Source organism: Massilia sp. BAP21 (genome assembly GCF_057801335.1).
This window is the reverse complement of sequence record NZ_CM173596.1, coordinates 4,672,099-4,697,359: the sequence shown is the minus strand read 5'-3', so window position 1 is coordinate 4,697,359 and position 25,261 is coordinate 4,672,099. Positions and strand designations below refer to the sequence as shown.

At 73.3% G+C, this 25,261-nt stretch carries 18 protein-coding genes; 10 read left to right on the top strand and 8 right to left on the bottom strand.

Translation table 11 applies throughout. The features are described 5' to 3' along the window. Positions 1 to 55: 55 nt before the first annotated feature. The 8 genes from ACWYRN_RS20780 to ACWYRN_RS20745 all read left to right on the top strand — a co-directional run bounded on the left by ACWYRN_RS20780 (position 56) and on the right by ACWYRN_RS20745 (position 9,413). Positions 56 to 556 (top strand): universal stress protein, encoded by a 501-nt coding sequence (locus tag ACWYRN_RS20780; protein ID WP_488689597.1) that lies wholly within the window; start codon positions 56 to 58, stop codon positions 554 to 556. A gap of 74 nt (positions 557 to 630) precedes the next feature. After that, positions 631 to 3,228 (top strand): cation-translocating P-type ATPase, encoded by a 2,598-nt coding sequence (locus ACWYRN_RS20775; protein WP_488689596.1) that lies wholly within the window; start codon positions 631 to 633, stop codon positions 3,226 to 3,228. A 20-nt stretch (positions 3,229 to 3,248) separates the two neighbouring features. Next, positions 3,249 to 4,070, top strand: coding sequence for a universal stress protein (locus ACWYRN_RS20770; RefSeq protein ID WP_488689595.1), 822 nt, complete (start codon positions 3,249 to 3,251; stop codon positions 4,068 to 4,070). 162 nt (positions 4,071 to 4,232) lie between these two features. Continuing rightward, positions 4,233 to 4,673: a universal stress protein gene (locus ACWYRN_RS20765; RefSeq protein WP_488689594.1), complete on the top strand. Its 441-nt coding sequence runs from the start codon at positions 4,233 to 4,235 to the stop codon at positions 4,671 to 4,673. 7 nt (positions 4,674 to 4,680) lie between these two features. Further along, positions 4,681 to 5,526, top strand: coding sequence for a universal stress protein (locus ACWYRN_RS20760; protein ID WP_488689593.1), 846 nt, complete (start codon positions 4,681 to 4,683; stop codon positions 5,524 to 5,526). 52 nt (positions 5,527 to 5,578) lie between these two features. Next, complete coding sequence (locus tag ACWYRN_RS20755; protein ID WP_488689592.1) at positions 5,579 to 6,634, top strand: NAD(P)-dependent alcohol dehydrogenase; 1,056 nt, start codon at positions 5,579 to 5,581, stop codon at positions 6,632 to 6,634. 53 nt (positions 6,635 to 6,687) lie between these two features. Then, positions 6,688 to 7,512: a universal stress protein gene (locus ACWYRN_RS20750; RefSeq protein ID WP_488689591.1), complete on the top strand. Its 825-nt coding sequence runs from the start codon at positions 6,688 to 6,690 to the stop codon at positions 7,510 to 7,512. 8 nt (positions 7,513 to 7,520) lie between these two features. After that, the gene (locus ACWYRN_RS20745; protein WP_488689590.1) at positions 7,521 to 9,413 is read left to right on the top strand and encodes a PHA/PHB synthase family protein; all 1,893 of its coding nucleotides are present in this window, start codon (positions 7,521 to 7,523) and stop codon (positions 9,411 to 9,413) included. 27 nt (positions 9,414 to 9,440) lie between these two features. Here the strand turns inward: ACWYRN_RS20745 and ACWYRN_RS20740 are convergent, their stop codons facing one another. Both ACWYRN_RS20740 and ACWYRN_RS20735 read right to left on the bottom strand, forming a co-directional pair. Next, positions 9,441 to 10,028 (bottom strand): NAD(P)H-dependent oxidoreductase, encoded by a 588-nt coding sequence (locus tag ACWYRN_RS20740; protein ID WP_488689588.1) that lies wholly within the window; start codon positions 10,026 to 10,028, stop codon positions 9,441 to 9,443. Beyond that, positions 10,025 to 12,721, bottom strand: coding sequence for a bifunctional acetate--CoA ligase family protein/GNAT family N-acetyltransferase (locus tag ACWYRN_RS20735; protein ID WP_488689587.1), 2,697 nt, complete (start codon positions 12,719 to 12,721; stop codon positions 10,025 to 10,027). The genes ACWYRN_RS20740 and ACWYRN_RS20735 overlap by 4 nt, the downstream gene beginning before the upstream one ends. A gap of 170 nt (positions 12,722 to 12,891) precedes the next feature. On the opposite strand from ACWYRN_RS20735, the gene mgtA reads away from it, so the two are divergent. After that, entirely contained in the window at positions 12,892 to 15,612 is a 2,721-nt protein-coding gene (mgtA, locus tag ACWYRN_RS20730) for a magnesium-translocating P-type ATPase (RefSeq protein WP_488689586.1), read from the top strand. Here mgtA and ACWYRN_RS20725 read toward each other — a convergent pair. From ACWYRN_RS20725 to ACWYRN_RS20715, 3 genes are all read right to left on the bottom strand, one after another. Beyond that, positions 15,597 to 16,604 (bottom strand): zinc-binding alcohol dehydrogenase family protein, encoded by a 1,008-nt coding sequence (locus ACWYRN_RS20725; protein ID WP_488692853.1) that lies wholly within the window; start codon positions 16,602 to 16,604, stop codon positions 15,597 to 15,599. The genes mgtA and ACWYRN_RS20725 overlap by 16 nt on opposite strands. A 64-nt stretch (positions 16,605 to 16,668) precedes the next feature. Beyond that, positions 16,669 to 17,115: an Hsp20/alpha crystallin family protein gene (locus ACWYRN_RS20720; protein ID WP_488689584.1), complete on the bottom strand. Its 447-nt coding sequence runs from the start codon at positions 17,113 to 17,115 to the stop codon at positions 16,669 to 16,671. A 169-nt stretch (positions 17,116 to 17,284) separates the two neighbouring features. After that, on the bottom strand, positions 17,285 to 19,411 hold the full coding sequence (locus tag ACWYRN_RS20715; RefSeq protein ID WP_488689583.1) for a putative bifunctional diguanylate cyclase/phosphodiesterase: 2,127 nt from the start codon (positions 19,409 to 19,411) through the stop codon (positions 17,285 to 17,287). A 172-nt stretch (positions 19,412 to 19,583) separates the two neighbouring features. Between ACWYRN_RS20715 and ACWYRN_RS20710 the strand changes: the two genes are divergently transcribed. Then, positions 19,584 to 19,976 (top strand): hypothetical protein, encoded by a 393-nt coding sequence (locus ACWYRN_RS20710; protein ID WP_488689582.1) that lies wholly within the window; start codon positions 19,584 to 19,586, stop codon positions 19,974 to 19,976. 13 nt (positions 19,977 to 19,989) lie between these two features. On the opposite strand, the gene ACWYRN_RS20705 is transcribed toward ACWYRN_RS20710, so the two are convergent. The 3 genes from ACWYRN_RS20705 to ACWYRN_RS20695 are packed head-to-tail and all read right to left on the bottom strand — an operon-like array spanning position 19,990 to position 25,066. Further along, positions 19,990 to 21,117 carry an ABC transporter permease gene (locus ACWYRN_RS20705; protein ID WP_488689580.1) on the bottom strand — a complete coding sequence of 376 codons (1,128 nt, stop codon included), beginning with the start codon at positions 21,115 to 21,117 and terminating at the stop codon, positions 19,990 to 19,992. A gap of 2 nt (positions 21,118 to 21,119) precedes the next feature. Then, entirely contained in the window at positions 21,120 to 23,999 is a 2,880-nt protein-coding gene (rbbA, locus tag ACWYRN_RS20700; RefSeq protein ID WP_488689579.1) for a ribosome-associated ATPase/putative transporter RbbA, read from the bottom strand. Then, entirely contained in the window at positions 23,996 to 25,066 is a 1,071-nt protein-coding gene (locus ACWYRN_RS20695) for an HlyD family secretion protein (protein WP_488689577.1), read from the bottom strand. Before ACWYRN_RS20695 ends, rbbA begins: the two co-directional genes overlap by 4 nt. Between the last annotated feature and the right edge of the window lie 195 nt (positions 25,067 to 25,261).

Here is a 25,261-nt window from a genome sequence, read left to right as displayed (position 1 = left end):
GCCCATGCTGGCCTCGCGTCCATCCGCGCAAGATCCAGCCCACGAGGAGCGTGCCATGTTTGAACGGATTCTGGTTCCCACCGACGGTTCCGACCTCTCGCTGGCGGCCGAGCATGCGGCCGTCGCCTTTGCAAGGACGTGCGGCGGCGAGATCTTCGCCCTCGCGGTCGCCGAACCCGAACCTGTCCTGCTCACGGCCGAAGGCGCGCTTGCCGGCGGCGCCGGACTGCAGGTCGACGTCCTGCTCGAACAGGCGCAGGCCCATGCGGCGCGGGTGGCGGCCGCAGCCTCCGCCGCGGGCGTTCGCTGCACGGCGCTCACCGCCTACGGCTACGCGCCAGCCGACAACATCCTGCACGCCGCCAGGCAGCACCAGTGCGACCTGATCTTCATGGCTTCCCATGGGCGCCGCGGGCTGAGCCGCCTGATCGCCGGCAGCGTCACCCAGCGGGTGCTCGCCTATGCCCCGGTGCCGGTGCTGGTGTATCGTCCCGCGAGCCCGGATGCACGGCATGCGCCGCATGCCGGCGGCGGCGAACGGCAGGCCGGAACATGATGCCGGCAGCCCGCCCCGCTGCCTGCCGGATGCCCGGGCAAGCCGGCAGCGCCATGCGTGGCAAAGGATGATCGATGCGCAAGGTGGACACGACGAACGGCCTCGGCAGCGACGAAGCGGCCCGCCGCCTCTTGCACGATGGCCCGAATGTCATCCCGTCGGCGCGGCGCCGTGGTTTGCTGGGCTACCTCGGCCAGGCGGCGCGCGAGCCGATGTTCGCGCTGCTGTTCGCGGCCGGATTGCTCTACCTGGTACTCGGCGAGCTGCACGAAGGCATCCTGATGTTCGCCCTGGTGCTCGCCACGCTCGGCATGACCCTGTTCGAGGAAACCCGGGCCGGACGGGCGCTCGACGCCCTGCGCGAACTCAGCAGTCCGCCCGCCACCGTCATTCGCGACGGCGCTCGGCGCCGGATCGACAGCCGCGAAGTCGTCGTCGGCGACCTGTGCGTCGTCGCGGAAGGCGACCGGGTTCCGGCCGACGGCGAACTCGTGCAAGCGCAGGATCTGCAGGCCGACGAGTCGCTGCTGACCGGCGAATCCGAACCGGTGGCGAAGCGCCCGCTGCACGAGGGCGATGCCGGGTCCACCCGGCCGGCGCCGGCGGCCCGCGCCGGGGAACCCGACCGCAGCCCGGCGGCCCTGTTCGGCGGGACGCTCGTGGTGCGCGGGCATGGCGTCCTGCTCGTCGGCGCCACCGGCGCGGCCAGCGCGATCGGCGCCATCGGCCGCTCTCTTGCCGGTCTCGAGGCCGGACGCTCGCCGCTGCAGCGGCAAATGGCGAGGGTGATCGCCCTGTTCGGCGTGGGCGGCGCGGCCCTCAGCCTGCTGCTCGTGCTGTATCACCTGGCGCGCGGCGGCGAGCTGTTGCAGGCCCTGCTCGCCGGCCTGGCCCTGGCCCTAGCCATGCTGCCGGAGGAATTCGCCGTGGTGCTGGCGGTGTTTCCGGCGCTCGGCGCCTGGCGGCTGGCGCGCGCCCGGGTCTTGACGCGCCAGCTTTCCGCCATCGAGACCCTGGGTGCGAGCACCGTGCTGTGCGTCGACAAGACCGGCACCCTGACCGAGAACCGGATGCGTGTCGCCGCCCTGTATGCGGACGGCTGCGACTGGCGGCCCGGCGCCGGCCAGCCGCTTTCCGGCGCGCCCGCCGACGTGCTCGCGGTAGGCATGCTGGCCAGCCGCATCGACGGCTTCGAGCCGATGGACCAGGCCCTGCACCGGCTCGGCGCCGAATTCCCGGATGCCTCGCGGGGCGGCGGCTGGACCCTCGCACGCGAATACGGGATGCAGGCGGGGATGCGCGCCGTCGTGCACGGCTGGCATCGGGGCGGCGGCGCGCCCGCCCTGGTCGCCGCCAAGGGCGCGCCCGAAGCCATTGCCGACCTGTGCCGCCTTGCGCCCGCGGCGGCGGCGCCGTTGCTCGCGGCGGCCGAGGCAATGGCGGGGCGCGGCCTGCGCGTGCTGGCGGTGGCGCAGGCGGTGCACGACGCGCCGGCCTGGCCGGACACCGTTCGCGCATTCGCGTTCGCGCCGCTGGGCCTGGTCGGGTTCGCCGACCCGCTGCGCGCCGGGGTCGCGCAGGCGGTCGCCGAATGCCGTGCGGCCGGCATTCGCGTCATGATGATCACCGGCGATTTTCCGGCGACCGCGCTGCAGATCGGGCGCCAGGCCGGCCTCGGCGCGCATGCGGCCGTGACCGGTGCGCAGATCGCCGCCATGCCGGACGCGGCCCTGGCGCGGGCGCTGGCGCACGCCGACATCTGCGCGCGCGTCGCACCCGAGCAGAAACTGCGTATCGTGCGCGCCCTGCAGGAGGCCGGGGAAATCGTCAGCATGACCGGCGACGGCGTCAACGACGCCCCCGCGCTGCAGGCGGCGCATGTCGGCATCGCGATGGGCATGCGCGGCACCGATGTGGCGCGCGAGGCGGCCGACCTGGTGCTCACCGACGACCATTTCGCATCGATCGTGAGGGCTGTCCGGCTCGGCCGCCATATCTACGCGAACATGCGCAAGGCCATGGTCTACATCGTGGCCGTACACGTGCCGACGGCCGGCATGGCCCTGTTGCCGCTGTTGCTGGGCTGGCCGATCCTGCTGCATCCGATGCACATCGTGTTCCTGGAACTGGTGATCGACCCCACCTGCGCCCTGGCTTTCGAGAACGAAGCGGAGGAGCCCGACCTGATGCGCCGCGCGCCCCGCCCGCGCGACGCGCCCCTGGTCGACCGGCGCGCGCTCTTGCTGGCCCTGGCACAGGGCCTGCTCGTGCTGGCGGTGGTCGCCGGCGCGTACGCCTGGGCGCTGTCGGCCCTGCCGCCTCCGCAGGCACGCGCCTTCGCTTTCGCCGTGCTGGTGGCGGCAAACGTCGGCCTGATCTTCACCAACCGCTCGCTGACCCTGACGCTGCCCGAGAGCCTGCGCCAGCCCAACCGGGTTGCCTGGCTGGTGGCGGCCGCCGCCCTGTGCGCTTTGGCGCTCGTGCTGTTCGCCGCGCCGCCCGCCGCGCTGTTCGGGTTCGCGCCGCTCGCCCCGCTGCCGGCTGCCGCGGCCGTCGGCCTGGGACTGGCGGCGATGCTCCCGTTTGACCTGGTCAAGCTTGCGGGACGGCGCCCGGGCCGCGGCGCCGCGGGCCGGGCGCCGCCCGGCGGCGCAGGCACGGCCCGGCGTTGACCCATCTTCCGGAGACTCCCATGTCCTATCGCACCATCCTGGTCCACATCGACGCTTCGCCGGGCGCCCATGCGCGTATCGCGCTGGCGGCGCAGCTGGCATGCGAACACGGCGCGCACCTGGTCGGCGTCGCCGTCACCGGCGTTTCGCGCCTGTTTTACCAGGAAGCAAGTGCCGACCTGCTGCGCACGGTGCTGGCGCCGCAGATGAACGAACTGGTCCGCAGGGCCGAACGCGAACTGGCCCGCTTCGCCCGCCAGGCCGCCCGGGCCGGCGTGCCCTCGCACGAGACGCGCCTGGTCGACGACGAGACGAGTGCGGGTATCGCGCTGTCCGGACGCTATGCCGACCTGCTGGTGGTGGGCCAGGCCGACCCCGCCCTGCCCCAGCCGCCCGGCGGCGATCCGGCGCCGCACGTGCTGCTTGCCTGCCCGCGGCCGCTGCTGGTCGTCCCGTATATCCAGCACGAAGCCGCGACGGGAAGGCGAGTGCTGCTGGCCTGGAACGGCAGCCCCGAAGCGGTGCGCGCCCTGGATGCCGCGCTGCCGATACTGCGCAGGGCCGCCAGCGTGACGGTCGCCTGCTTCGTCCCGCCGGGCGCGCCGGGCTGCGATCCGGCGCTCGCCCCTTACCTGGCGCGCCATGGCGTCGATATCGCCGCCATCGCCGAGTCCGCCCACCAGGATATCGGCGAGCGCCTGCTGTCGCTACTTGCCGACCACGGATCGGACCTGCTCGTGATGGGCGGATACGGCCGCGCCCGGTTAAGCGAACTGCTGCTCGGCGGCGCGACGCGCACCATGTTCCAGTCGATGACGGTGCCGGTGTTGATGGCGCATTAGCACAGGGAATTTACTTCAGTCTATGTCGCTGCACAAGCTTCCCCGGAACAATCCAAAAAATTTGATGTGCATCATGGCGATCGAGGCGCTCGAACGCGAGACTGCAAGCACCTGCATCGGCCGCAAGCCAACCTGCCTTACCAACAGCGACGGGAGACGTGCATGTTCAGGAGGATACTCGTTCCGACCGACGGCAGCGCCGCCTCGATGGCGGCTGTCGACGCCGCAGTCGGCCTGGCCCACCATACCGGCGCCCAGCTGTTCGGGCTGCACGTCATCCCCGTGCGCCCGCTGTTCAGCGAAGTCCTTGGCGTGCTGATGGCGCCCGACAACGCCGAGCGCTCGCGCGAATTCCTCGGCTACGTGGAGCGCCGCGCCAGGCAGGCGCGGGTTGCCGCGAGCACCGACACCCGCCGCGCCGATGCGCCGCACGAAGCCATCGTCACGGCGGCGCGCGACCTGGGATGCGACCTGATCGTCATGGCTTCCCACGGTCGCGGCCCGGTCCAGTCCGTATTGCTTGGCAGCCAGACCCAGCGAGTGCTGGCACACAGCGTGATTCCCGTGCTGGTCATCCCACGGCCCGACACTTTCTCCGGCTGAGCCTTCCATGCGCTACAAGACCGTCCTCGTCCACGCCGACCTGTCGCGCCACGCGCCGCAGCGCATCGAGGCCGCAGCCGCCATCTGCGCCGGGCAGGCAGCGCACCTGGTCGGCGCCGCCATGACCGGCATTCCGCGCGCAGTGTTTCCCGACGGGTACGACGTCCAGCTGGGCACCCTGCTCGCCAGCTACCTCGACCCCGTCGCGCGCAATGCCAATGAAGCGCTGCGCCGGTTCGAGGCAATCGCCCGCCGCCACGGCGTGTCGCACGAGGCGCGCCTGGTCTGCGACGCCGTGCCGGACGCGCTGGCGCTGCTGGCCCGCTTTGCCGACCTGGTCGTGGTCAGCCAGGACGATCCCGACGAAAGCCTGGGCTACCTGCCCCCTGCCGAACGCATGCCCGACTACGTGATCGCGCAGGCCGGGCGCCCCGTGCTGGTGCTGCCGCGCACCGCGTCCGCCGCGCCTGGCTGGCCGCGCCGCGTCCTGCTGTGCTGGAACGGCAGCCGCGAAGCCTCGGTCGCGATGGCGGCCGCGGTGCCGCTGATGCAGCGCGCGCCGCATACCACCCTGGCCGTGTTCGCGCCGGTCTTTCCCGCCGCCTTTGCCGGCGCGCAGGAACTCGCCGATGCGACGGCCTTCCTGCGCCGTCATGCGGTGCGCGCCGACGTGACGCTGCGCGATCCGCAGCACGATACCGGCCACGCCATCCTGGCGCTGGCGGCCGAGCTCGGCTGCGACCTGGTGGTGATGGGCTGCTACGGCCATTCGCGTTTCCAGGAACTGCTGCTCGGCGGGGCCAGCCGGACCGTGCTGCAGGACGCGGCGTTGCCGGTGCTGCTGGCGCGCTAGCCGGGCCGGCCGGCACCGACACAACCACTGCACAAGAGCGAGGGAGGACCACATGAGCAAGATGAACGCAGCCGTCTTCACCGGCCCCGGACGCATCGTCCTGGCGCGCAAGGACATCCCGCGCGCCGGTCCCGGCGAGGCCATCGTGAAGATCACCATGACCACCATCTGCGGCACCGACGTCCACATCCTGAAGGGCGAGTACCCGGTCGCCGACGGCCTGACGGTCGGACACGAGCCCGTCGGCACGATCGCCGAACTCGGACCCGGCGTCACCGGCTACACGATCGGCCAGCGCGTCGTCGCCGGCGCCATCAGTCCCTGCGGCCAGTGCTGGTCCTGCCTCGACGGGCACCAGTCCCAGTGCGGCGGGCACGCCATCGGCGGCTGGCGCTTCGGCAACACCATCGACGGCTGCCAGGCCGAGTACGTGCGGGTGCCGTTCGCCATGGCCAACCTGGCGCCGATCCCCGACGCACTGAGCGACGAGCAGGTGCTGATGTGCCCGGACATCCTGAGCACCGGTTTCGGCGGCGCCGAGAACGGCGGCATCCGCATCGGCGACACCGTCGCCGTGTTCGCCCAGGGACCGATCGGCCTGTGCGCCACCGCCGGCGCGCGTTTGCGCGGGGCGGCGCGCATCATCGCCGTCGACCGCGTCCCGGAGCGGCTGGCGATGGCGCGCCGCCTCGGCGCCGACCACGTGGTCGACTACAGCGCCAGCGACCCGGTCGAAGAAATCATGCGCCTGACCGGCGGCCAGGGGGCCGATGTCGCCATCGAGGCGCTCGGCACCCAGCAGACCTTCGAGAGCTGCCTGCGCAGCCTGCGCCCGGGCGGCACCCTGTCGAGCCTGGGCGTCTACTCCGGCAAGCTGACCATGCCGGCCGACGCCCTTGCCGCCGGGCTCGGCGATCACCGCATCGTCACCACGCTCTGCCCGGGCGGCAAGGAACGCATGCGGCGCCTGATGAACATCGTCGCCTCCGGCCGCCTCGACCTGCAGCCCCTGGTCACGCACCGTTTCCGCCTCGAGCAGATCGAAGACGCCTACGAGCTGTTCGCCAATGGCCGCGACGGCGTGCTGAAAGTGGCGATCGTGCCCTGAATCCTGCCCTGAACCTCGCCGGTCACCGGCTCGCCCCATTGAAAGGAGTTGCCATGTACAAAACCATCCTCGTCCATGTGGACGAAAGTCCGCTGCTCGACGCCCGCCTGCAGGCCGCGGCCTGGCTCGCCAACGCGCACGGCGCGCACCTGGTCGGCGCCGCCGCCACCGGCATGTCGTGGCCGGCCTACGCCATGCTGGCCGGCTCGATGGCGGTGACCCCCATCGACGAGTTCGACACCTTGCGCACGCTCGGGCGCGAGAGCCTCCAGCGCTTCGCCGGCCGCGCGCGCCAGCTCGGCGTGGAATCGGTCGAAGAGCGCCTGGTCGAGGACCAGAACCGCGATGCCCTGCTGCTGCAGTCGCGCTACGCCGACCTGGTGGTGCTGGGCCAGGACCGCGCCGACGGCGTCACCGTGCGCGGCTTGCCCCAGTGGCTGGCGCTGCACGGCCCGCGTCCGGTGCTGGTGGTGCCGCCGGTGTACGGCGGCGCGCCGATCGCCGACAGCATCGTGGCCGGCTGGGACGGCAGCGTGCCGGCCCTGCGCGCCATCTGCGCGGCGCTGCCGCTGCTGGCGCGTGCGCGCACGGTGCGGCTGGCGCTGGTCAATCCCGAGCGCGAAGGCGGCCTGCACGGCGACGAGCCGGGCGCCGACATGGCGCTCTACCTGGCGCGCCACGGGGTGCCGGTCGAGGTGGTGGTCGAACGCAGCGGCGCCGCGCCCGGCGACGCCCTGCTCGGCATCGCCGCGGCCGCGAACGCCGGGCTGCTGGTGTCCGGCGCCTACGGCCACAGCCGCTACCGCGAGATCGTGCTCGGCGGCGCCACCCGCGTCCTGCTCGAGCGCGCCGCACTGCCGGTGCTGTTCGCGCACTGAAGCGGAGCATGAACCAGCCCGCCTTCCCCCCTGCCGGCGTGCGCGAGCGCGACGCCAGCGCCTGGCAGGGCACGCACCACCGCTACCCCGAGGCCGGGGTCGAGCACGCGGCCGCCGACCTCGCGCTGAACGCCTGGCTCGGGCGCTTTACCGGCTACGTCTCGCCGGCCGCGCTGGCGCTGGCCTGGCTGGACTGGGCGGGCCACCTGCTGCTCTCGCCCGACAAGGCGGCCGAGCTGGCCGTGCACGGCGCCGCGGCGTTCGGCGACTGGCTGCGCTACAGCGCCGGCGCGGCCATCGCCAATGTCGCGGGGCCCGCCGGTCAACCAGCTCCGCCGACGGCGGCCGCTGCGGCCGGTCCAGCCAGTCGGGGCGTTTCGCATTCCGCCGATGCAGCCGGTGCGGCACGGCCCGCCGGCCCGGTGCGGCCGCTGGCCCAGGACAAGCGCTTCGCCGACCCGGCCTGGGCGCGCTGGCCGTGGAATGCGCTGAGCCAGGGCTTCCTGCTGCAGCAGCAATGGTGGCACCGGGCCACCAACGGCGTGCGCGGCGTGTCGCGCCACCACGCCGACGTCGCCACCTTCGTCGCGCGCCAGCTGCTCGACTGCGTGGCGCCATCGAATTTCGTCGCCACCAACCCGGTCGTGCTGCAGGCGACCTGGGAGCGCGGCGGCATGAACCTGGCGCGCGGCGCCATGCGTGCGGCCGTCGACGTCTGGCGCGCGGCGGCCGGCGCCGCGCCGCCGGCGCTGCTGCCGGGGCGCGAGGTGGCATGCACGCCGGGCCGGGTGGTGCTGCGCAACCGCCTGGCCGAGCTGCTGCGCTACGACCCGCAAACGCCGCGGGTGCATGCGCTGCCCATCCTGATCGTCCCGGCCTGGATCATGAAGTACTACATCCTCGACCTGTCGCCCCAGAACTCGCTGGTGCGCTACCTGGTCGAACACGGGCATACCGTGTATGTCATCTCCTGGAAGAACCCGGACGCCGCCGACCGCGACCTCGGCCTCGACGACTACCGGCGCCTGGGCATCATGGCCGCCCTCGACGCCATCGTCCAGGACACCGGCAGCGCGCGCGTGAATGCCTGCGGCTACTGCCTCGGCGGCACCCTGCTGGCGATCGCGGCGGCGGCCATGGCGCGCGACCACGATGCGCGCCTGGCCAGCCTGACCCTGCTCGCGGCCCAGGTCGATTTCACCGAACCGGGCGAACTGTCGCTGTTCATCGACGACAGCGAAGTCGCTTTCCTGGAAGCAGCGATGTGGAGCCAGGGCTACCTCGATACGCGCCAGATGGCCGGGGCCTTCCAGCTGCTGCGCACCAACGACCTGGTCTGGTCGCGGCGCCTGCGCCACTACCTGCTCGACCTGCCCGAGCGCGCGACCGACCTGATGTCCTGGAACGCCGACGCCACCCGCATGCCCTACCGCATGCATTCCGAATACCTGCGGCGCCTGTTCCTGAACAACGACCTGGCCAACGCGCGCTACCCCGTGGACGGCAGGCCGGTGGCGCTGACCGACATCGCGGCGCCGGTGTTCGCGGTCGGCACCCGCACCGACCACGTCGCGCCCTGGCGCTCGGTGTACAAGATTGCCAGGCTGACCGACACCGAGGTGAGTTTCCTGCTCACTTCGGGCGGCCACAATGCCGGCGTGGTGGCGCCGCCCGGCACGCCCGGCCACAGCCACCAGTTCGCCACCCGCGCCTACGACGCGCCCTGGATCGACCCCGAGCGCTGGGAGCACGACACGCCGGTGGTCGAAGGCAGCTGGTGGCCGACCTGGGAAGCCTGGCTGGCGCGCCATGCCGGGGCCTGGATCACGGCGCCGCCAATGCCGCAGGCACCCCGGCCGGAACTTGGGCCGGCGCCGGGCCGCTACGTGCTGCAGCCCTGAATGCGCGGCGCCCCGGGCCGGCCCGCGTCAGCGCGCATGCGCGCCGAGTTCGCGCAGATGCCTGCACCAGCGTTCGACCACCTCGGGCGCCAGGTCGGCCGCGCCGCCCACCAGCGTCGTGCGCACCGGCCGGATGCCGGCGAATTCGAGGATGTTGCGCTTGAGCGCCTTCAGGCTGTGCGCCCGGTAGAACCAGCGGTAAAACGGGGTCGGCATGCCCATCGTGACGATCACGCGCGCGCTGCGCCCGCCGAGCAGCCCGGCCTTCAGCGGATTACGGGCATCGCGCGCGATGGCGAAGCCTGGCCTGGCCACCTGCTCCAGGAAAGCCTTGGTCAGCGCCGGCATCTCGCCCAGCCACAGCGGGTAGACCAGCACCAGGTGGCTGGCCTCGCGGATCGCCTGCTGGGCCGGCGCCAGGGCGGGCGGCACCGGGCCGTGCTGCCAGGCCTCGGCGCTGCGCAGCAGCGGGAAGTCGAGCGCGGCCGGCTCCACCGTGGCGACCGCATGGCCGGCCCCACGCGCGCCGTCGGCGTAGGCGCGCGCCAGCACATGGCACAGGTGGCGCACCGTGCAGTCGGGATGGCCCTGCAGGATCAGGATGCGCGCGCTCATGGCGCCTCCTCCAGCCCTTCGCGCGGCGGCCGCAGCGCCAGGCGCAGCGTCACCAGCTCGTCGTCCTCGCGCGTGACCTCGAAGCCCTGGCGCCGCGCCAGCGCGCGCATGCCGGTGTTCTCGGCCAGCGCCGTGCCGACGATCTCGCGCAAGCCGCACGCTCGGCCGTAGTCGACCAGGGCCGCCATCAGCAGGCTACCCAGGCCCTGGCCCTGCAGGTCCGAGCGCACCACGATCGCGAATTCGCCGGCGATGTTGTCGGGGTCGGCCACCACCCGCACCACGCCCAGGGTTTCCTCGCCGTCCTGCGCGGGACGGGTCAGGACCAGGGCCATCTCGCGCGCGTAGTCGATCTGGGTGAAGCGCGCCAGCTGCGCGTCCGACAGTTCGCGCACGCTGCCGAACATCCGCAAGTGGACGTCGCGCGCGCTCAGGGCGCGGAAGAAGGCCTGGTGCGCGGCCGCGTCCTCGGGCCGGATCGGGCGCAGCGTCAGCAGGCCGATACGGGTCTCGACCTGGCGCACCAGCGCCTCGGGATACGGCAGGATCGCCATGCGCGCCAGCGGGTCGGGCCCGGCCGCCGGCGCCAGGCGCACCCGGGCGTCGAGCGCCAGCACGCCGCCGGCGTCGGCCAGCAGGGGATTGATGTCGAGCTCGCACAGCTCGGGCAGGTCGGCGGCCATCTGGCCGAGCCGCACCAGCACATCGGCCACGGCGTCGAGGTCGGCCGGCGGGGTGTCGCGGAAGCCGGCCAGCAGGCGCGCCACGCGCGTGCGGCCGATCATGTCGCGCGCCAGCACCCGGTCCAGGGGCGGCAGGCTGACGGCGCTGTCGGCGCTGGCTTCCACCGCCACCCCGCCCTGCCCGAACAGCACCACCGGCCCGAACACCGGGTCCACGCTCAGGCCGGCGATCAGCTCGAGCGCGTGCGGGCGGCGCGCCATCGCCTGCACCGTGTAGCCTTCGAGCCTGGCCCCCGGACGCAGGGCCGCCACCCGCTCGCGCATGCGCGCCAGCGCCGCCGCCAGCGCCGCGCCGTCGGCCAGGTCGAGCGCCACCCCGCCCACATCCGACTTGTGGACGATGTCGGGCGAGACGATCTTCAGCGCCACCGGATAGCCGATGCGCGCCGCCGCGGCCTGCGCCCCGGCCGCATCGCGCACGGTCTCGGTCGCCACCGTGGGGATGCCGTAGCAGGCCAGCAGGGTTTTCGCATCGGCCTCGCCGAGCGCGTTGGCGCCGTTCGCCAGCTGCTGCGCGACCAGCCCGCGCGCGCGCTTGCGGTCGGGCGGGGCCAGCCGGGCGGCGGCGGGCGCCTGCATCAGCAGCGCCTGGTTGCGCCCGTAGTCGACCAGCTGCATCAGGGCGCGCACCGCTTCTTCCGGCGTGTCGAACACCGGCAGGCCGGCATCCAGGCACAGGCGGCGCGCCTCGAGCACGCTGGCGCCGCCCATCCAGCAGCACAGCACCGGCCGCGCCGTGGCGCGCAGCAGCGGCAGCAGCGCGCGCGCCACCTCGGCCGCCGGCGCGATCGCGGTCGGCGCGTAGAGCAGCAGCACGGCGTCGACCCCGGGCGCGTCGAGCAGGGCCGCCAGCGCCTGGCGGTAGCGCTCGGGCGCGGCGTCGCCGACGATGTCGACCGGATTCGCGCGCGGCCAGTTCGGCGGCAAAAAGGCGTCCAGGCGCGCCAGCGTGGGCGCGTCCAGCCGGGCCAGCGCGCCGTGTGCCTCGGCCAGGGCGTCGGCCGCCATCACGCCCGGCCCGCCGCCGTTAGTCAGGATTGCCAGGCGCCCGGCGCCCGGGCGCAGGCGGTGCGCCAGCATCGCCACCGCGTCGAACAGCTCGGCCGTGGTATGCACGCGCAGCATGCCGGCGCGGCGCAGCGCGGCGTCGACCACCAGGTCGGCCCCGGCCAGCGCGCCGGTGTGGCTGAAGGCGGCGCGCGCCGCTTCCGGCGTGCGCCCGGCCTTCACGATCACGGTCGGGCGCGCACGCGCCGCGCCGCGCGCGGCCGACATGAACTTGCGCGCCTGGCGGATGCTCTCGGCGTAGACCAGGATGGCGTCGGTGTGCGGGTCGCTGCCGAGCCAGTCGAGCAGGTCGCCGAGGTCGACGTCGAGGGCGTCGCCGAGCGAAATGAACGAGGAAAAGCCGATGCCGCGCTCGCGCGCCCAGTCGAGCACCGCGGTCACCATCGCGCCCGACTGGCCGACAAAGGCGAGGCGTCCGGGCAGCGCCGCGCAGGGCGCAAAACTGGCGTTCAGGCCGATGCCCGGCACCAGCAGGCCGACGCAGTTCGGCCCCAGGATGCGCAGCAGCCAGGGGCGGGCCGCGTCCAGCACTGCTTGGCGCAGGCTGGCGCCGTCGGGTCCGGGCGCCTCCAGCCCGGCGCTGAGCACGACCACCGCGCGGCAGCCGAGCGCGCCGAGCTGGCCGACGATGCGCGGCAGCGTCGCAGCCGGCGTGCAGACCACCGCCAGCCCGGGCGCGCGCGGCAGGCGCGCGACGTCGTCGAACACTTCCAGGCCCTGCAGCTGCCGGTATTTCGGATTCACCGGCCACACCGGCCCGGCGAAGCCTCCGCCGAGCAGGCTGGCAAGCACGGTGGCGCCGACGCTGCCGGGCCGCGCCGAGGCGCCGACCAGGGCGACGGAATCGGGGGCGAAGAAGTTGCCGAGGTTGCGGATACTCATCTGCGTCTCCTAAGTTGGCTGCCATGCCCAAGCTTACGGCCAGGCCCTTTTTTGCGACAGTCGCACGCTTGATGTGCATCAAAGCCGCGCCAGAGGCGCGCCAGCAGACTGCCTTTTTGCGACCCATCGGGGCGCCGGGGTGTCCGCGCGTCCACGTCGGAGGAATCCGCATGCGGCGCGACAACATGGAGAACGGGGGCGCGGCGCCGGTCGCGCCCGGTCCGCAAGGGGCCATCGATCCGGCGGCGCTGTCCTTGCTCGACAAGGCCGGCGCCCTGCGTGCGCTGAACAGCGGCCCGGCCGGCCTGGCGCCGGACGCCGCCGCCGCGCGCCTGGCGCGCCATGGCCCGAACGCCCTGCCCGGCCAGGCCGGCCCGGGACCGCTGGCGGCGCTGCTGGCCGCTTTCGTGCGCCCCTTGCCGCTGCTGCTGCTGGCCCTGGCGGGCGTCGATCTCGCCACCAGGCAAGGCATCAGCGCGGCCATGATCGGCGCCATCGTGGTGCTGTCCTGCCTGCTCGGCTTTGCCCAGGAGTACCGCTCGCAGGCGGCGGTGGCGCGCCTGCGCGCGCTGGTGCACACCGATGCGCGCGTGCTGCGGCCGGCCGCGGGCACACCCGGCCACGCCGGCGCCGCCGCTGCGCCCGAAGCGCCCGGTGCGTCCGGTACGCCCGATACGCCCGGTGCGCCGCAGGATTGCCCACTGGAACAGCTGGTGCCCGGCGACATCGTCCTGCTCGGCGCCGGCGACCTGGTGCCGGCCGACGTCCGCTTCCTCGACACCGTCGACCTGTTCGTCGACCAGTCGGCGCTGACCGGCGAGGCGTTGCCGGTCGAGAAGGATGCGCGCCCCCTGGCCGCGCCGCTGCCCGCCGCCGGCACAGAACTGGCCAACCTCGGCTTCATGGGCACCCACGTCACCAGCGGCAGCGCCCGCGCGCTGGTGTTCGCCACCGGCGCCGCCACCGGCTTCGGCCAATTGGCGCGCGACCTGGCCGCCGCGCGCGAACGCAGCGACTTCGACCGCGGCGTCGACCGCGTGGTGGCGCTGCTGCTGCGCACCATGCTGGTGATGGCGCCGCTGGTGCTGGTCCTGAACTGGGCCAACAAGGGCGACCTGCACGAGGCGCTGCTGTTCGCCAGCGCGGTCGCGGTCGGCCTGGCCCCGGAAATGCTGCCGATGATGGTCACCGCCAACCTGGCGCGCGGCGCCCTGGCGCTGTCGGCGCGCGGGGTCATCGTCAAGCGCCTGGCCGCGGTCCAGACCCTGGGCGCGATCGACATCCTGTGCGCCGACAAGACCGGCACCCTGACCCAGGACCGGGTGGTGCTGCAGCAGCACGTCGACATCGCCGGCAAGCCCTCGGAACGCGTGCTCGACTATGCCTGGCTGAACAGCCACCACCAGACCGGGCTGCGCAACCTGCTCGACAGCGCCGTGCTGCGCCATGCCGGCGACGCCCCGCGCCCGCACGGCGCCGCGCCCTGGCGCAAGATCGGCGAGATCCCCTTCGACTTCGAGCGGCGCCGCATGTCGGTGGTGCTGGAAGACCCGGACGGCCGGCGCATGCTGGTGTGCAAGGGCGCGGTCGAGGAAATCACCGCGGTCTGCGCCAGCGCCGAGCTCGACGGGCAACAGGTCGCCTTCGGCAGCGCCCACGGCGCCGCGCGCGCGGCCGCCCTCGGCGACGTCGCCGCGCGCCTGAACGGCGACGGCCTGCGCGTGATCGCGGTGGCCTGGCGCGCGCTGGCGCCGGACGAAACCGGCTTCAACGACCCGGCCCTGGAACGCGGCCTGGTCCTGCTCGGCTATACCGCCTTCTTCGACCCGCCGCGCGAGTCGGCCGGCCCGGCCATCGCGGCGCTGGCGCAACGCGGCGTAGCCGTCAAGGTGCTCAGCGGCGACAACGCCGCGGTCTGCGTGCACGTGTGCGGGATGGTCGGCATCAGTGCCGGCGCCCCGCTCGACGGCGCCGCGCTCGACGGCATGGACGACGCCGCCCTGGCCGAGGCGGCGGCGCGCACCACGGTGTTCGCCAAGCTCAACCCGGGGCAGAAGACGCGCGTGATCCGCGCGCTGCAGGGCCGCGGCAGCGTGGTCGGCTTCCTCGGCGACGGCATCAACGACGGCCCGGCGCTGCGCTGCGCCGACGTCGGCATCGCGGTCGACAGCGGCGCCGACATCGCGCGCGAATCGGCCGACCTGGTCCTGCTCGAGAAAAGCCTGGCCGCGGTCGACGCCGGCGTGCTGGCCGGGCGTACCGTGTTCGGCAACATCGTGAAATACATCCGCATGAGCGCCAGCTCGAACGTCGGCAACATGCTCAGCGTGGTGGGCGCCAGCCTGCTGCTGCCCTTCCTGCCGATGGCGCCGCTGCAGGTGCTGCTCAATACCCTGCTGTACGACTGTTCCCAGACCGCGCTCACGGCCGACCGCGTCGATCCCGGCTGGCTGGCACGGCCGCGCCGCTGGGAACTGGCCAGCCTGCGCCGCTACGTGATCTGCTTCGGCCCGGTCAGCTCGCTGTTCGACTACGCCACCTTCGCCCTGCTCTGGTTCGGCCTGGGGGCGTCAAGCAATGTGGCGCTGTTCCAGACCGGCTGGTTCGTCGAATCGCTGCTGTCGCAGACCCTGATCGTGTACGTGATCCGCACCGGCCTGCCGGGACCGGACGGAACAGGCGCGACACGCCCGGCGCCGCTGCTGCTGGCGGCCAGCCTGCTGGTGGGGGGCATCGGCCTGTGGCTGCCGTTCTCGCCGCTGGCGCCGCTGTTCGGCTTCGTGCCGCTGCCGCCGGCCTACTGGGGCGGCTTGTGCGCGATCCTGGCGGCCTACGCCGGCCTGACCCTTCTGGTGAAACGCCGGCTGCTGCGCCGCTACGGCAACGGTTGAAGCGACGCCTCCGGCAGCAGGACGGCGGCGCCGTCGATGCGCCCGGCGCGCAGGTCGGCCAGCGCCGCGTTCGCGTCTTCCAGCGCATAGGGGCGGACCGTGGCGGCGACTTCGCCCCCGTCGACCAGGGCCAGGTAGGCCGCGCCGTCGGCGCGCGTCAGGTTCGCCACCGAGCGCAGGCAGCGCTCGCCCCACAGCAGCGCATACGGGAACGCCGGGATGTCGCTCATGTGGATGCCGGCGCAGACCACCACGGCGCCGGGCGCGCACGCCGCCAGCGCCTGCGGCACCAGCTCGCCGGCCGGGGCGAACAGGATGGCGGCGTCGAGCGCGGCGGGCGGCATGTCGCCCGCCGCCCCGGCCCAGCTGGCGCCGAGGGCGCGCGCGAAGTCCTGCGAACGGCGGTCGCCGGGGCGGGTGAACGCGTAGAGCTCGCGTCCCTGGCGCAGGGCCAGCTGGGCCAGCAGGTGGGCGGCGGCGCCGAAGCCGTATAGCCCGAGCCGGTGCGCGGCGCCGGTCATCGCGTACGCCCGGTAGCCGATCAGGCCGGCGCACAGCAGCGGCGCGGCCTGGGCGTCGCCGCAGGCGGCGGGCAGCGCGAAGCAGTATCGCTCGTCGGCGAGGGTGTATTCGGCAAAGCCGCCATGGCGGTCGTAGCCGGTGAAGACCGGACGCTCGCACAGGTTTTCGCGCCCGCCCAGGCACGGGCCGCAGGCGCCGCAGGTGCCTCCGAGCCAGGGCACGCCGACGCGCGCGCCGGGCCGGAAGCGCGTGGCCAGCGCACCGGCCGCAACCACGGCGCCGACGATTTCATGGCCGGGCACCAGCGGCAGCAGGTGCGGCGCGAGCTCGCCGTCGGCGATGTGCAGGTCGGTGCGGCAGACGCCGCAGGCGCGCACGCGCAGCAGGATCTCGTGCCCGGCCGGGACCGGAACGGGCAGGGTCGCGGCGCGCAGGGGCCGGCCCGGGGCGTCGAGCAGCATCGCCCGCATGGTCGAAGGCGACATCGTATCCGCCTGCACCGCGGCCATGCCCACCCGCCTGCCCTGCCCCGGCCTACTGCACCGTGATCTGCTTGTGCGCCGTGCCCGGTTTCTTGGGCAGGGTCAGGTGCAGCACGCCGTCCTGGTACTTCGCTTCGGTCTTGGTGTCGTCGACTTCCTGCGGCAGGCTGAAGCTGCGGTATTGCGAGCCGCTGTAGCGCTCGCTGTAGACCATGCCGCCGCTGGTCTGCTGCTTTTCCTCCTGCACGGTGGCGCTGATGGAGATGCGGTTGCCGTCGACCGCGACCTGGATGTCCTCCTTCTTCAGGCCCGGCATGTCGGCCTTGACCTCGTAGGCCTGGTCGGTTTCGCTGACGTCGACGCGGATCTGGCGCTCGCCGTCGAGGCCGCGCAGGGCCGTGGAGACGGGGAAGTCGCGCATGAAGTCCTCGATGCTGCGGAAGGGGTCCAGGCGCATGATGTCGCGGATCGGGTCGTAGCGCGTCAGGTTGCTTGCCATGATGTGCTCCTCGAAAGTGTTGGTCGGAAAATGAACGGGCCTGCGGCGCCGGCGCGCGCACGCCGCGCCTCGATCGCCGATCGCCGCAGATGCGAGCATCCTAGGACGCGTGTCGAGCCGGTGTCTGATCCGCGTCAAACCGTGCCGCTTGATTTAACCGCCATTACCGTCATGCGTGCCCGATGCCGGCGCCGCTGTAGAGGCGCTCGAAGTCGGCGATCGGCACCGGCCGCCCCAGCAGGTAGCCCTGCAGCGCGCCGCAGCCGCCGTCGACCAGGAAGCTGCGCTGTTCCTCGTGCTCGACGCCCTCGGCGACGATGTCGAGCCTGAGCGTGCGCGCCAGCGCGATGATCGCCTCGACGATCGGGGCCGCGTCCGGGTCGAGGTGGACGTCGTGCACGAAGGAGCGGTCGATCTTCAGCGCGGCCAGCGGAAAGCGGCGCAGGTAGGCCAGCGAGGAGTAGCCGGTGCCGAAGTCGTCGAGCGAAAAGTGCACGCCCAGCGCGCACAGCGCATGCATGCGCTCGATGGTCTCGGCGACGTTCTCGGCGAACACGCTTTCGGTCAGTTCCAGGCACAGCCGGGAAGGCGGCGCGCCGCTCTGCAGCAGGATGCGCGCCACCTGCTCCGGGAAATCGGCGCTGCGCAGCTGCTGGACGCTGACGTTTACCGCCAGCTTGAGCTTGCCGAGCACGGGTTCGCCGCGCCAGCGCGCCAGCGCGCGGCAGCTTTCCTCGAGCACGTGCAGGCCGAGCGGCACGATCAGGCCCGAGGCCTCGGCCAGGCCGATGAACTGGTCCGGGCCGAGCAGGACGCCGTCGGCGCGGCGCCAGCGCAGCAGCACCTCGGCCCCGAGCAGCCCGCCCTGGCAGTCGAACTGCGGCTGGCAGTAGAGCACGAACTGGTGCGCCGCCAGACCATCGCGCAGGGCCCGCTCCATGCCGGCCTGGCGCTCGGCCGCGGCCTGCATGCCGGGGTCGAAGAAGCGCACCGTATTGCGGCCCTCGGCCTTGGCCCGGTACATCGCCATGTCGGCCTGCTTCAACAGGGAATCGATGTCGCCCGAGGCGCCGTCGAACAGCGCCACGCCCATGCTCGGCGTGCTGGCGAACAGGCGCTCGCCGAGCAGGTAGGGCCGCTCCAGGGACGCGCGCAGCTTGTCGACCACGTGGGTCGCCTCGCCGGCGGCCTCCTCGGCCGTGCCGCCCAGGTCTTCCAGCACCAGCACGAACTCGTCGCCGCCGAGGCGCGCCAGGTGGTCGCTGTGGCGCAGCGCCAGGCGCAGGCGCTCGGCCACCTGGCGCAGCAGGGCGTCGCCGACGGCGTGGCCCATGGTGTCGTTGATCAGCTTGAAGTTGTCGAGATCGAGGAAGACCACCGCCCCCAGGCCCCGGCTGCGCGCGCTGCGCGCCAGCACCTTGCCGAGCTCCTCGACCAGCAGGCGCCGGTTCGGCAGGCCGGTCAGCTGGTCGAAATAGGCCAGCTCGTGGATGCGGCGCTCGGCGCGCTTGCGCTCGGTAAGGTCGGTGTTGGTGCCCGACACGCGCAAGGGGGTGCCGTGGGCGTCGCGCAGCACGAAGCCGCGCGACAGTACCGGCACGAAATGGCCGTCGCGGTGACGCAGCCGGAATTCCACCGAATAGCATTCGCGCCGGCCGGCCAGCAGCGCCCCCATGTAGGCCTCGACGCCGGGCCGGTCCTCGGGGTGGGTCAGTTCCAGCCAGAGACCGGCGTGCGGCGCCAGCGCACCGGGCGCGTAGCCCAGCATGTGCCACCAGCGCTCGGAGTAGTACACCTCGCCGCTGACCAGGTCGCAGTCCCAGGGCGCGTCGGTCGAGCCGCGCAGCACCAGGCGCAGGCGCTGCTCGGACTTCTGCAGGCGCTGCTTGGCACGTTTCAGCGAGGTGCAGTCGGTGAAGCAGACCACCACCTGGCGCAGGCGGCCGTCGGCGTCGTTCTCGGGATAGGCGTTGCAGATCAGCCAGCGCAGCGGCTTGCGGCCGGCGCCGGGCACGCCGACGACCAGGTGCGCGATCTTGCGGCGCGTGCGCAGCACCACGTTCACCGGAAACTGTGCGGCGGGCATCGGGCTGCCGTCGGTGCGCACGAAGCGCCAGGCGACACTGCTGGACTCGACGCCGGCGAGCGCTTCGCAGCTCTGGCCGAGCAGTTCGCAGGCCAGGGGATTGGCGTGGAGGATGCGGCCGTCGGCGCCGTGCACGACGACGCCCGCCGGCAAATGATCGAGCAGCTCGTCGAGCCGGCGCTGGAGGTCCTCGGCGGTACTGGAAACCATGATGCGCTACCCAGGATGCGACCGGCACAGTCTAGCATGGCCGGCCAAACGCGGCGCGCCCCTGCGGGCCGGGCAGATGAAGATATTGGATTTTGATGTGCATCAAAGGAGCAGACGCACAAGCACCGGAGACTCGCCCTCTTCTTTCTCATTTTTTGTTTCGAGGCAGACCATGAAATACCGCCCCATCCGGATGCCGGCCCACGCGGCCTGCGCAGTGCTGCGCCACGGGCGGCGCCTGCTGCGCGCGCGCGTGTCCGCCCTGCTGGCCCTGCCCGACGCCGCCTTCGCGCAAGCCTTTCCCGGCGTGGTGGCGGCCGTCGAAGCCGCCTTCCGCCACGAGGAAGCCCTGCTCGAATTGCTGGGCGAGGCCTGCCTGCACCCGCGCCGCGCCGACCACGCCGTCATCCTGTGCGCCCTGCATCGCAGCGCGGCGCGCGTCGAGGGCGGCGACCTGGAACGCGGGCGCCAGGTCATCGCCGCCCTCGACGCGATCCTGGCGCCGCCGGCGGCCTTCCTGCCGGCGCGCGGCGCGGCGCGGCCGCCCGTATGGCTGGGGCGCTGAGCGGGGACCGTGCTCAGCCGGCGCGCATCGCCTTGCCAAAACGCGCCAGCGCCAGCCCGAACAGCGCGGCGCCGCAGGCCAGCAAGGCCAGCAGCGGGCGCCAGACGGCGTCCAGGCCGGCGCCGCGGAACAGGGTCGCCTGGCTCAGTTCCACGAAATGCGTGGTCGGCGCCAGCAGCATCAGCTGGCGCAGCAGGTAGGGAATGCTTTCGCGCGGGGTATTGGCGCCGGACAGCATTTCCAGCGGCAGCAGCACCAGGATCACCAGCATCCCGAACTGCGCCATGCTGCGCACCAGGGTCGCCAGCAGGATGCCCAGCGAGCAGGTGGCGAACAGGTGGGCCAGGGCGCCGGCCAGGAACAGCGCCGGCGCGCCCCCGACGGCGACGCCGAGCAGGCCGCGCAGCACGACCAGCAGGGCGAGCGCCGCCGCCAGCAGCACCACCGCCGCCATCGCCCACAACTTGGCCAGCATGATCTCGAGCACGCTCACCGGCATCGCCAGCAGGTGCTCGACGGTACCGTGCTCGCGCTCGCGGATCAGGGCCGCGCCGGTGACGATCACCGACAGCATGGTGATGTTGTTGACGATCTCCATCAGGCCGCCGAACCAGGACGGCGCCAGCGCCGGGTTGAAGCGCGCCCTGAGCGCCAGCGTCGCCTGCGGCTGCGCCGGGGCGCGCACCCGGGCCAGGAAGGCGGCGACCTCGCCGAGCGCGATCGCGCGGATGTAGCCGCTGCCGGTAAACGCCTGGCTCATGCGGGTGGCGTCGACGTTCAGCTGCAGGGCGGCGTCGCGCCCGGCCAGCACGCGGCGCTGGAAGCCGGCCGGGATCACCAGCACGAAGGTGGCGCGGCCGCGGTCGAGCCGTTCGTCGGCCTCAAACAAGGCGATTTCCTCGGGCGCCAGGAACTGCGGCGGCGCAAAGGCGGCGCGAATGCGCAGCGACAGCGGCGAGCGGTCCTCGTCGACGATCGCCAGGGCGGCGCGGCTCAGGGTGTCGGGCTGGGCGGTGGCGGCGACCCAGACCCCGGCCGTGAAGCTGTACACGATCAGGACCAGCATCACCGGGTCGCGCGCCAGGCTCCACAACTCCTTGACGCCGAGGCGCCAGACCTTGCGCAACGCGGGCGCGGCCATGCCTAGCGTTCCTGGCGCGGCAGCGCCGCGATGGCCAGGCCCAGGATCACCGGCGCCGCCGCCGCCAGCGCCAGGAAGTCGGGCGCCAGCTCGGCGAAACCGAGCGCCTTGCCGAACACGCCGCGCGCGATGGTCAGCATGTGCGAGGCCGGGTAGGCTTCGCCCACCACCCGCCCGGCGCCCTGCAGGGCCGTCACCGGATGGATCAGGCCGGCGAACTGGATGGCCGGCAGCATGGTGCCGATCATGGTGAAGAACAGCGCCCCGATCTGGCTGCGCGTGAAGCTCGAGGCCAGCAGGCCCATGCCGGTCGAGCAGATGCAATACAGCAGCGTGGCCGTGAAAAAGGCGGCGACGCTGCCCTTCAGCGGCACCCCGAGCGGTCCCACCGCCACCAGGGTCATCAGCACGGCATTGCCCAGCGCAAGCAGCACGTAGGGCGCTTGCTTGCCCAGCAAGAACTCGCTGCGCCGCAGCGGCGTCACGTACAGGTTCACGATCGAACCCAGCTCCTTTTCGCGCACCACCGCCAGCGCCGCCTGCATCGCCGGCAGGTTCAGCAGCAGGATGGCGATGATCGCCGGCACCATCGCCGGCAGGCTGCGCACGTCGGGGTTGTAGCGGAAGCGGGTCTCGACGCGCACCGGGCCGGCGGCGACCGGCCCCGGCCCGGCGCGCCGTTCGAGCCAGTCCTGGTGCAGGCCTTCGACATAGCTGGCGATCGTTTCGGCGCGCACCGGATTGACGCCGTCGATCCAGGCGCCCACCGCCGCCGGGCGGCCGTGCGCCAGCGTGCGCGCGAAGCCGGGCGGGATCTCGATCGCCAGCGCCAGTTCGCCCGAGCGCATGCGCCGGTCGAGCTCGGCGTAACCGGACAAGGGCGGACGCTCGGCAAAGTAGGACGAACCGGCCAGCCCGGCCGCGTAGTCGCGGCTGAGCACGGTGGCGTCGCGGTCGAGCACGGCGTAGCGCAGGTCCTCGACATCCATGCCGATGCCGTAGCCGATCACCACCATCAGCAGCAGCGAGCCGAGCGTGGCCAGCGCCGCGCGCACCGGGTCGCGCAGCAGCTCCAGGGTTTCGCGCCGGCAGCAGGCGGCGCTGCGCGCCAGCCAGGCGCGGACCGGACCGCTGCGGCGCGCGCTGGCGGGCGCCGGCGGCCAGCGCGGCGCGGCCCCCGTCTCCGCTTCCTCCCCGGCCGCGCCCGCCGCCCCCTCCTCGCGCAGCCAGCCGATGAAGGCTTCCTCGAGCGTGGCCACACCGCGTTGGGCGCACAGGGCGCGCGGCGCGCCGCTGGCCAGCACCCGGCCGGCATGCATCAGCGCGACCCGGTCGCAGCGCTCGGCCTCGCGCATGAAATGGGTCGAGATGAAGATGGTCACGCCGTCGCGCCGCGCCAGCGCCAGCATCTGGTCCCAGAAATCGTCGCGCGCCACCGGGTCCACGCCCGATGTCGGCTCGTCGAGGATCAGGAGTTCGGGGCCATGCACCAGGGCCACCGCCAGCGACAGGCGCTGGCGCACGCCGGGCGGCAGCCGCCCGGGCAAGGCGTCGAGCACCGGCTCCAGGCCGAAACGGCGCGCCAGCGCCGCGCAGCGCGCCGCCGCCACCGCTTCGGGCAGGTCGAACAGGCGCGCGTGCAGCCGCAGGTTCTGGCGCACCGTCAATTCGCCATACAGCGAAAAGCCCTGCGACATGTAGCCGACCCGGCGCCGCGCCTGCGGGTCGGCGTGCGCCAGCGGCCGCCCGAACAGGCGCGCCTCGCCGCCGCTCGGCGCCAGCAGCCCGGTCAGCATCTTCATGGTGGTGGTCTTGCCGCAGCCGTTCGAGCCGATGAAGCCGAAGATTTCGCCGCGTGCGATGCGGAAGCTGACCTCGCGCACCGCCGTGAAGTCGCCGAAGCGGCGCGACAGCTTGCGCGCCTCGATCGCCGGCTCGCCGTCCGCCGGCGCGGGGGGCGCGCGGCCGGAAACCGGTTCGGCTGCGGAATCGGCCCCGCCACCTGGGCCAAGAGACGGCGCGGGCGTGCGCCGCGCGGCGGGCAGCAGCGCCACGAAGGCCTGCTCCAGGCTGGCCGCGCCGCTCGCTGCCAGCAGTTCGGCGGGCGTGCCCGTGGCCAGCAGGCGCCCGCCGTCGAAGGCGGCCAGGCGCTCGAAGCGGCGCGCCTCGTCCATGTAGGCGGTCGCGGCCAGCACGGTCAGCGCCGGCCGCGCGGCCCGGATCGCGGCGATCAGTTCCCAGAACTGGACCCGCGCCAGCGGATCGACGCCGGTGGTCGGTTCGTCGAGGATTAATAAGTCGGGCTCATGAATGAGGGCGCAGCATAAGCCCAGCTTCTGCTTCATGCCGCCCGACAATTGCCCCGCCGGCCGCCCGAGAAACTCGTGCAGCCCGGTGGCGCGCGCCAGCAGGGCGATGCGGCTGCGCGCCGCCGCCGCGTCCTGGCCGAACAGGCGCGCGAAATACGCCAGGTTTTCGGCGACGCCGAGGGTCGGGTACAGGTTGCGTCCCAGCCCCTGCGGCATGTAGGCGATGCGCGGGCAGGCCTGGGCGCGCCAGGCCGCGCTGCGCATGTCGCCGCCCAGCACCCGCACCGCGCCCTGCTGGATGCGGCGCGCCCCGGCCAGCACCGCCAGCAGGCTCGACTTGCCGGCGCCGTCCGGACCGATCAGGCCGGTGAGGCTGCCGGCCGGCAGCGCCAGGTCGACGCCGTCGAGCGCGCGCACGCGGCCGTAGCGCAGGCCGAGGCCGGCGACCCGCACCGCCTCGGCCGGGGCGCCCCGCGCGGCCTCATGTGCGGCGTCATGCGCGGCCTCATGTGCAGCCTCATGTGCGGCATCATGCGTGGCGTCCTTCGCCGCATCCTTCGCCGAGCCCGTCATCGCGCCTCCCGCAGCGCCAGCTCGGGCGGCCAGGGCCGGCGCGGGTCGAGCCGGACCCAGGCCACGCCCGGCACCCCGGCCTTGATGTAGCGCGGATAGCGCGCCAGCAGGCGGCGGTCGACCTGGGCCTTGACCTGGAACACCAGCTTTTCGCGCTCGCTGGCGGTCTCGACCGACTTGGGCGTGAACTGGGCTTCGCTCGCCACATAGGCGATCGAAGCCGGCACCACGAAGCCGGGGGCGGCGTCGAGCCGCAGGCGCACCTCGGCGCCCAGCGCCAGCCGGCCGGCGGCGGCCTCGGGCACGAAGAAGCGCATGTAGACGTCGCTCAGGTCGATCAGGTTCAGCACCTTGCCGCCCGCCGCCAGCACCTCGCCGGGCTCGGCCACGCGGTACTGGACGCGCGCCGCGCGCGGCGCGACCAGCACGCCCTCGCGCAGCTCGGCGTCGATGCGGGCCGCGCCCGCCTGCGCGACCGCGACCGCCGAGCGCGCCCCCACCAGCTGGGCCTGCGCCGCCTGGGCCGCCGCGCGGGCGGCCGCTTCGCCGGCCTGCGCCGCCGCCAGCGCCGCCGCGTTGGCGCCGACCCGGGCGCGGTCGTCGTCGAGCTCCTGGGCGGCGGCGGCGCCGGCCGCGGCCAGCGTGACCGAGCGCGCCAGGCGCCGCTGCGCCGCGTCGAGTTCGCTGCGGCGCTGGGCGACGACGGCGGCCGCCGCCAGCGCGTCGCTGCGCCGCACCGCCAGCGCGGCCGCGGCGTCGGCCACGGCGTCGCGCGCCGCCTGGACCCGGGCCGCCGCTTCGGTACGCGCCGCTTCCAGCGCCGGCAGGTCCATGCGCGCGAGCACCTGGCCGGCGCGCACCAGGTCACCCTCGTCGACCAGGATCTCGGCGATGCGCCCGGCCTGCTGGGTGGCGATGTCGATCTCGGTGGCCTCGATGCGCCCGTTGCCGCCGATCAGGTTGGGGTCGGGCGCCGCCGCGCGCATGCTGCGGTAGCCGTAGGCGGCGCCGAGCAGGGCGAGGACGACAAGCGCGGCGATGCCGACGCGTGACAGGTGGCGGTTCATGGGCGGTCCAGTATCGTGGTTCGACCGCGCCGCCGCCGCGCGGTGCGGCACGGTTGCCTGACGCACATCAAGTTGGCCCCTACTGCACGCTGGCAGGCGACGGGGCTGCGTTTGATCTGGATCAAAGAATAGAGCGGCGCGCGCGGCGATCCTTGCGAACTGCGAACGGTCCAAGTGCGTTCGCGGAAGGACGAC

Excerpts from the sequence above, each read along its gene's own strand:
- ACWYRN_RS20775 (WP_488689596.1), top strand. The coding sequence starts at position 631 with ATGCGCAAGGTGGACACGACGAACGGCCTCGGCAGCGACGAAGCGGCC.
- ACWYRN_RS20725 (WP_488692853.1), bottom strand. The coding sequence starts at position 16,604 with ATGCGGGCGATGCTGCTCGACGCCCCGGGCCGGCCCCTGCGCGCCGCG.
- ACWYRN_RS20765 (WP_488689594.1), top strand. The coding sequence starts at position 4,233 with ATGTTCAGGAGGATACTCGTTCCGACCGACGGCAGCGCCGCCTCGATG.
- ACWYRN_RS20710 (WP_488689582.1), top strand. The coding sequence starts at position 19,584 with ATGAAATACCGCCCCATCCGGATGCCGGCCCACGCGGCCTGCGCAGTG.
- ACWYRN_RS20745 (WP_488689590.1), top strand. The coding sequence starts at position 7,521 with ATGAACCAGCCCGCCTTCCCCCCTGCCGGCGTGCGCGAGCGCGACGCC.
- ACWYRN_RS20760 (WP_488689593.1), top strand. The coding sequence starts at position 4,681 with ATGCGCTACAAGACCGTCCTCGTCCACGCCGACCTGTCGCGCCACGCG.
- ACWYRN_RS20750 (WP_488689591.1), top strand. The coding sequence starts at position 6,688 with ATGTACAAAACCATCCTCGTCCATGTGGACGAAAGTCCGCTGCTCGAC.
- ACWYRN_RS20720 (WP_488689584.1), bottom strand. The coding sequence starts at position 17,115 with ATGGCAAGCAACCTGACGCGCTACGACCCGATCCGCGACATCATGCGC.
- rbbA (WP_488689579.1), bottom strand. The coding sequence starts at position 23,999 with ATGACGGGCTCGGCGAAGGATGCGGCGAAGGACGCCACGCATGATGCC.
- mgtA (WP_488689586.1), top strand. The coding sequence starts at position 12,892 with ATGCGGCGCGACAACATGGAGAACGGGGGCGCGGCGCCGGTCGCGCCC.
- ACWYRN_RS20740 (WP_488689588.1), bottom strand. The coding sequence starts at position 10,028 with ATGAGCGCGCGCATCCTGATCCTGCAGGGCCATCCCGACTGCACGGTG.
- ACWYRN_RS20695 (WP_488689577.1), bottom strand. The coding sequence starts at position 25,066 with ATGAACCGCCACCTGTCACGCGTCGGCATCGCCGCGCTTGTCGTCCTC.
- ACWYRN_RS20715 (WP_488689583.1), bottom strand. The coding sequence starts at position 19,411 with ATGGTTTCCAGTACCGCCGAGGACCTCCAGCGCCGGCTCGACGAGCTG.
- ACWYRN_RS20770 (WP_488689595.1), top strand. The coding sequence starts at position 3,249 with ATGTCCTATCGCACCATCCTGGTCCACATCGACGCTTCGCCGGGCGCC.
- ACWYRN_RS20705 (WP_488689580.1), bottom strand. The coding sequence starts at position 21,117 with ATGGCCGCGCCCGCGTTGCGCAAGGTCTGGCGCCTCGGCGTCAAGGAG.
- ACWYRN_RS20780 (WP_488689597.1), top strand. The coding sequence starts at position 56 with ATGTTTGAACGGATTCTGGTTCCCACCGACGGTTCCGACCTCTCGCTG.
- ACWYRN_RS20735 (WP_488689587.1), bottom strand. The coding sequence starts at position 12,721 with ATGAGTATCCGCAACCTCGGCAACTTCTTCGCCCCCGATTCCGTCGCC.
- ACWYRN_RS20755 (WP_488689592.1), top strand. The coding sequence starts at position 5,579 with ATGAGCAAGATGAACGCAGCCGTCTTCACCGGCCCCGGACGCATCGTC.